Annotated in this window: 7 protein-coding genes and 1 pseudogene; 3 read left to right on the forward strand and 5 right to left on the reverse strand. The window is 64.6% G+C overall.

Features of this window, described 5'->3' with window-relative positions; all coding sequences use genetic code 11:
- Window positions 1-44: 44 nt before the first annotated feature.
- The 3 genes from AB0J29_RS36855 to AB0J29_RS36865 form a co-directional block, all read right to left on the reverse strand.
- Window positions 45-557: a MarR family winged helix-turn-helix transcriptional regulator gene (locus tag AB0J29_RS36855; RefSeq protein ID WP_364795933.1), complete on the reverse strand. Its 513-nt coding sequence runs from the start codon at window positions 555-557 to the stop codon at window positions 45-47.
- Window positions 554-1,741 (reverse strand): CE1758 family FMN-dependent luciferase-like monooxygenase, encoded by a 1,188-nt coding sequence (locus AB0J29_RS36860; protein WP_364795936.1) that lies wholly within the window; start codon window positions 1,739-1,741, stop codon window positions 554-556. Before AB0J29_RS36860 ends, AB0J29_RS36855 begins: the two co-directional genes overlap by 4 nt.
- Window positions 1,742-2,520: 779 nt before the next feature.
- Window positions 2,521-2,901, reverse strand: a complete 381-nt coding sequence (locus AB0J29_RS36865) for a VOC family protein (RefSeq protein WP_364795938.1) — start codon at window positions 2,899-2,901, stop codon at window positions 2,521-2,523.
- Between the two features lie 542 nt (window positions 2,902-3,443).
- On the opposite strand from AB0J29_RS36865, the gene AB0J29_RS36870 reads away from it, so the two are divergent.
- From AB0J29_RS36870 to AB0J29_RS36880, 3 genes are read left to right on the forward strand one after another with little or no spacing between them, the layout of a single operon-like run.
- Entirely contained in the window at window positions 3,444-3,875 is a 432-nt protein-coding gene (locus AB0J29_RS36870; protein ID WP_364795939.1) for an ester cyclase, read from the forward strand.
- Window positions 3,875-4,342: a DUF1772 domain-containing protein gene (locus tag AB0J29_RS36875; protein WP_364795947.1), complete on the forward strand. Its 468-nt coding sequence runs from the start codon at window positions 3,875-3,877 to the stop codon at window positions 4,340-4,342. The genes AB0J29_RS36870 and AB0J29_RS36875 overlap by 1 nt, the downstream gene beginning before the upstream one ends.
- Before the next feature lie 58 nt (window positions 4,343-4,400).
- Entirely contained in the window at window positions 4,401-4,718 is a 318-nt protein-coding gene (locus tag AB0J29_RS36880) for an NIPSNAP family protein (protein ID WP_364795941.1), read from the forward strand.
- A gap of 640 nt (window positions 4,719-5,358) precedes the next feature.
- On the opposite strand, the pseudogene AB0J29_RS36885 reads toward AB0J29_RS36880, so the two are convergent.
- Window positions 5,359-5,642, reverse strand: a pseudogene (locus AB0J29_RS36885) (RNA polymerase subunit sigma-70); the annotation flags it as partial.
- A gap of 10 nt (window positions 5,643-5,652) precedes the next feature.
- Window positions 5,653-6,134 (reverse strand): FAD-dependent oxidoreductase (locus tag AB0J29_RS36890; protein ID WP_364795944.1); only part of this gene is annotated, 482 nt, incomplete at its 5' end.

Consider the following 6,134-nt stretch of genomic DNA (forward strand, 5'->3'; position numbering starts at 1 on the left):
CAAAACCGGGACGCTCTACAACGAGGCGACGGCCTGGCCCGACCTCACTCGTACGGCTGCTGCTTGACATTCAAGCTCCTGGGATGTCTTTCTGGAGTTCGCGCTCTCGCGGGAGTTGCGGTGAGGAGGGCTTGGCTGAGGTCTCGTAGGCTGCGGAGTTGGTCATCGTTCAGAGCCCTGGTCATCGCGGCCGCAACGTGGCGAGCGTGCGACCGGCCGACCCGTCGCTGAGTTTCGACGCCCTCGGGTGTCAGCCTTATCCGGTAGGCACGGGCGTCGTCCGGGTCATCGCTGCGCACGACCAGACCGCGCCCTTCGAGCCGGCTCACCAGCCGGGAGATCCCTGCTTGGGTGAGCAGCACGTCGTCGCACAACTCGCTCAGCCGCAGCCCGTCGGAAGCTGTCGAGAGTGCGTACAGCACGCCGTACTCGCGGGGTAGCAGGTCGCCCCAGTCACCCTCGCGCTCGAACTCGAGCGCGAGAGTGGCTTGGGCCCGGAACAGTAACTCCCAGGTCTCGATGGCGAGCCGGACGCCTCGCGAATCGGCGGAATTCACGCGACCACCGGGAAGCGAGCCTGGATATCGGGGTCGCTGTCCTGATATGGAGAGGTCCCGGACAGGTTGTCCCCACGGTTCGGGTTCGGTCGCGGCTGGCGCGGTGTACGGTCCCCGTACTTCGCGGCCACGAGCGACGCGTGAGTCGGTGCCTCCGGAACGCCAGGGGCCCGCCGCGCTGCCATTTCCTTGCGTAGCACCGGAACCACCTCGGTGCCGAGCAACTCGACCTGCTCCAGCGCAAGGTCGACCGGGAGGGACAACCCGTCGACAGCGAACAACTGCCGCTGATAGTCGCCGAAGCCATCCCGGAAGGTCATGACCTTGTCGATCACTTGCTGCGGGCTGCCGACGGTGATCGGCGTGTGCTCCATGTGGTCCTCCAGCAACGAGCCGCGGAATACCGGATAGTTCTCGAAGTACGGCTTGAAGGTCTTCACCGCGTCCTGCGAGTTCTTCGCAATGAAGGACATCCCACCCAGCCCGACGATCGCCTGGTCGGCCGTGCCGTGCCCGTAATGCTCGAAGCGTTGCCGGTAGAGGTCGACCAGGGGCTTGAAGTGGAAGTTCGGCGCCAGAATGTGATTCGCGAAGAAGCCGTTGCCGTAATAGGCGGCCTGCTCCGCGATCTCCGGAGTACGGATCGACCCGTGCCAGACGAACGGCGGCACGTCGTCCAGCGGCCGCGGTGTCGAGGTGAACCCTTGCAACGCGGTCCGGAAGTTACCTTCCCAGTCGACAACGTCCTCGCGCCACAGCCGGTGCAGCAGGTTGTAATTCTCGAGCGCCAGGGCCACACCCTGGCGAATGTCCTTACCGAACCATGGGTAGACGGGGACGGTGTTGCCGCGACCGACCATCAGGTCCAGCCTGCCGTTCGCAACATGCTGAAGCATCGCGTAATCCTCGGCGACCTTCACCGGGTCGTTGGTGGTCATCAATGTGACAGCAGTGCTCAGCAACAGCTTGTCGGTCAGCGCGGCGATGTAGCCGAGCAGAGTCGTGGGCGACGAAGGCACGAACGGCGGGTTGTGGTGCTCACCGAGGGCGAACACGTCCAGACCCACTTCGTCGGCGCGCTGCGCGACCCTGATGAGGTTCCGGATCCGCTCGGCCTCACTCTGGGTGTAGCCGGTCTCCGGTTCCGGGGCGATGTCGCCCACGCTGAAGATTCCGAAATGCATGACTGCTCCTCCTTCCGGACACAGCCGCAACATGCTTGACTGCGCAAGCAGTTCAACAACATGACTGCGCAAGCATTCCCGAAGGTCCCACGAAATCTCTTCTGCCATGGTCAGGGCAGGGAAATCACCACTCATAGTCGTGACATCGACGCGCGATCACCATGACGGGCTGGTCGAGCTGCGCGCGAAAATGATCGGCCTGCTCCAAGAGATGGGGAGCAACTACTCAAAGAACTGGCCAGGGGCCACTATTGCGCCCAGTACCGGGCCGATGTCGAGGAACGCAAGAAGCGCGAGACGTACTGGGGCTGACCACAACCGATTCGACCAACGCCCCTCGCGATTGACTCAACGAATATCGCGGCATGCCCTGGATGCATAGGCGGCTTTCGGATGGCTTGGCGCCGAGTTACCTCACCGAACGCGAAGCAGACCTCCGTCGGCCCGGGCGCCATGGACACCATGATCACCGAGAACCTCACCGGCATCTACGAATGCGACGAGCCGATTTCCCCGGCCGTGCCAGCAGACCGGCTCAGTGGCGCCTTCAGCGACTCCCCCGCGTCGTTACTTCGGGCAGCACCACCGACTCACGCCAGAGGATGGGCAGGTCCTCACCGAACGGCCATTCTGCGAGTCCGACAACCCGTGCGTTGGGCCAGGCTCAACTGATAGGCAGCAGCGGATCGACTTCTGCCGATTATCGTGCACCTGCCACCGACTCCCGCGACGACGAGCCCACTCGAACGGCCGAGCGGCGGACGCCAGGACGCACGCGGTCAGAGAGGCTGGAGCCGGGCGCGCAGGAGGCAGAATTCGTTGCCTTCTGGGTCAGCCAGGACGTGCCAGTTGGCAGTGCCGGTCTGGCCGACGTCGACCGGCTCGGCGCCGAGAGCGAGCAGCCGCTCCAGCTCGGCGTCCTGGTCGCGGTCGGTGGGGTTGACGTCGATGTGCAGTCGGAGCTTCCCGGTCCGCGGGTCGCTGCTGGGGATGAGAATGAGGGTGGGCTGCAGGCCGCCGAAGCCGGCGTCGGCAGGCCCGATCTCGATGCTTCCGTCGTCTCGGCCGAGTTCGACGTAGCCGAGGACCTTGCTCCAAAATGCGGCGAGCAGGTCGGGGTCGGCGGCGTCGATAACCAGCTCACTGATGCGGCATGCCATGCCTGTCAGCGTAGTTGGTTAGTCGGCCGTGTGCCGCCGGATTGGGTACGCCGATAGTGGTGTCGCAGAACGAAGTTCCGGGCATCGGCGTTGTCGATAACAGGCGGGCGGGGGTCGAGACGTTCATGGTCGCTGCGGTATCGGACCGATGCGACCAACGAACGCACGGTAATTCGACGATCCGCGCGTTCGGCCGCGCACAGTCATTGGCCAGCAGTCGATCTCGCGAACGTCCGCATCTGCGGACTATCGAACGTCTGCTCCGGGGCAGACCTGGCCGGGATTCTTGGCCGCTTGCTCTCGGTCATAGCTGAGCTCCGTCTGTTGTCGTCGCGGTTCAGTGCGCTGAAGGGTTTCGACATGATCGCTGGCGCGTCCTCTGTTGGCGCTTTTGCGTCGGACGAGGCCTGGGTGGATGTGGCCCGACAGGCTGCTCTATAGCATTGACATGAATTCTAGCGACGCTATTGACTTCGACTGCTTTGAGGGTTAGCGTTGCTAGCACCAACTACTCCTAACACCAACCACTCGAGGAGTACGACATGGACACACACGCACAGCAGCTCGCCGAGACCTACCTCGCGATGCTCAACACGCACGATCCGGATCTGGTGGACCGGTTCGTAGCCGAGGACTACGTCAATCACAACGCCTTCGTCGCCGACGGGCGCGAGGCGAACCGCCAGTTCTGGACCGCGTTCTTCGCCGCTTTACCAGATCTGAGCGCGACCATGGAGGACCTGGTGATCTCCGGTGACCGCGTGGTGGGCCGCTTCGTCTACCGCGGGACCCACACCGGGGAGATCATGGGCATCCCCGCCAGCGGCAATCCCGTGGAGATGCGATCCATCGACATCTGGCGCGTCGCGGACGCCATGTTCGTCGAGCATTGGGACGAACTGAATCTCCTGCAGCTGTTCCAGCAGATGGGCGCGTTGCCGCCCCTGGGAGCCAGATCGGAGGAGCAGACGTGATGTACCTCGCCCATCTCGCCGCCATCATCGCGGTGCTGAGCACCGCGGTGATCTACGGCACCGACGTGTTCTGCGCGGTCGTCCAACGACCTGCACTGGCCGGCATCGACGACGCCGCGCTCACCGCGGTCATGGGCAACGTGCATCGCTTCGGCGACCAGCGCCTTCCCCTCCCCGGGATCCTCGGCATCATCAGCGCCGCCGCCGCATCCGTACTCGCCGCACTGGCCGGCGCGCCCATCGCCTCAGCTACCGCCGGAGCCGCGCTGGCACTGCTGGTGGTCTGGCTACTGCTCTACCTGCGCATCAGTGCGCCGATCAACCGCACACTCACCGCAGCCGCCGACAACCATGAGACACCGGCCAACGCCCGCGCACTGCAGCGAGACTGGGACCGCATCATCGTCCCGAGGGCCATCCTGCAGGGCCTGGCCATCGCCGCGCTGTGCGTGAGCCTCGTCAGCTGACCGGCCTCCCAGTTCCCACCGCCGACAGCCATCACCGCCACCGAGAGGCATCGCAATTATGTATCAACTCAGGATCTACACCCTGCGGACCGTCGAAGCACTCGAGCAGTACGCGACCGTGCACTGGACCCGCCACATCTCCAGCCTGCGCGATTTCGGGGTCACCACCCACGGGATCTGGACCCAACACGATGCTGACGCACACCGACTACTCGCCCTGATCTCCTACCCAGAGGGAGCAGACCCCACTGAGGTGGCCACCGCGTACATGGCCAGTCCAGGGTTCGCAGCCGACATGGACGGCTTCGACGTCAGTGACATCATCACCGTCGAGGACCTGCTGCTGGACCCGGCCGCTGCATCACCGCTCTCCTGACTCGGCCTCGACCGCAGCCCGTTGCGCGGTTGAGGCTGGAAAAGCCGACGCACGACGCTCCGGCCAATCGCCCTACACACTTTGGCCCCGCTCAGGCGGGCCAGGAGGGGCGCACTGATGCCTACCCCCAATCTAGCTGTGCCATCTCATGAGGCTGGCACTTCCGGCCGTGTCGGCAGCTCGTCGGTGTCGTGCACCAGCCATCGCAGGAACGCGATCACCTGCGCGTGGAAGTTCGAATCCATCGCAGCGACAGCTGCTTTCGCGCGTACGTTGAGTTCAGGGTCCGGGCGGATTATCACAGCCGGAAGCCGGGTGCTGACTGGGCATTTTCCGTCGATGCCTTACGGATTGCGGTTGTCACTCGCCGTTGGGTGCGTCTCGACGGGACCTCATAAATCCAGCTGCCGCCGCCGTTCGTTGTCGACGAATCATGCTCGGCTGGTTGCGCTAATGCCGGTGCGGTCGATCGGTGCATCGTCGTTGGCGGCGTCCTGTGGTCGAGGCCACTGATTCGGCGTGAGGAGTTCGACGACTGATTCCGAATACAAGCCGTGAATGTTGGGCTGTCCGTTGACGTCCCTGATCTCAGTGAAGCGATCGGCCAGCGCCGGGCTCGGTGAGCGTGTTGCTGACTGCCCGACTCGATGATGCCGACGATCTCGGCGTGGCTGTACGGAAATGCCTCGCGCAGCACGAAAACGGCCCGTTCCACCGGCGACAGACGCTCCATGAGCGTCAACACCGCCGAGTCACCGATTCACGCTGCTCGACGGTGTCGGCCGGGCCCAGCAGCAGATCGCCATCGAGCAGCGGTTCGAGCATCCAGGCGCCAACCGCGCGTTCGCGCTCGAGCAGACGTTAGACGAGCGAGGCCAGCCGATTTCGGCTGGCCTCGAGACGCGCCATGGTGGCGGTGTCCATGAGCACGACCTCATCCGGCGGCCAACTCTGGCGAGTGCTCTCCGGTGGTGGCCAAGCGGTACTTGTGACTCGGCTTTCCGAGGTTCGGGTGGCTCAGGGCCCAGGCGGCACCGTCGAGGATCGACGACTTGACGCGCGCGGCCGTCCGGCCACGCAGGGGCCGCGGCTTCGTTTGCGCGGCTTTGTCGACCAACTGGTAGATCGCGTCCTTGCGGCCGAGGCTGATGTGGTTGCCGGCATACGACATTGTGATCGTCGGGATCTTGCGCCCGGTCAGGTCCCCGATGATCGAAGCCGTTGCCTGCTTGGCGGTCGGTGCCGTGGACGCGCAGGACATCGGCAACGGCAGACCGCTCTCTGCGATAACGAAGGCGCTGTCACCGGCGGCGTAGACATTCGGGTGCGAGACCGACCGCATCTGACGGTCGACCGCGATCTGGCCGTTGGGTACCACCTCCAGGCCGCTGGCGGCGGCGATCGGGTGGACGGCGA

This window comes from Nocardia sp. NPDC049707 (assembly GCF_040674855.1).
In the GTDB taxonomy this organism is placed as follows: domain Bacteria; phylum Actinomycetota; class Actinomycetes; order Mycobacteriales; family Mycobacteriaceae; genus Nocardia.

Excerpts from the sequence above, each read along its gene's own strand:
- AB0J29_RS36860 (WP_364795936.1), bottom strand. The coding sequence starts at position 1,741 with ATGCATTTCGGAATCTTCAGCGTGGGCGACATCGCCCCGGAACCGGAG.
- AB0J29_RS36865 (WP_364795938.1), bottom strand. The coding sequence starts at position 2,901 with ATGGCATGCCGCATCAGTGAGCTGGTTATCGACGCCGCCGACCCCGAC.
- AB0J29_RS36870 (WP_364795939.1), top strand. The coding sequence starts at position 3,444 with ATGGACACACACGCACAGCAGCTCGCCGAGACCTACCTCGCGATGCTC.
- AB0J29_RS36875 (WP_364795947.1), top strand. The coding sequence starts at position 3,875 with ATGTACCTCGCCCATCTCGCCGCCATCATCGCGGTGCTGAGCACCGCG.
- AB0J29_RS36880 (WP_364795941.1), top strand. The coding sequence starts at position 4,401 with ATGTATCAACTCAGGATCTACACCCTGCGGACCGTCGAAGCACTCGAG.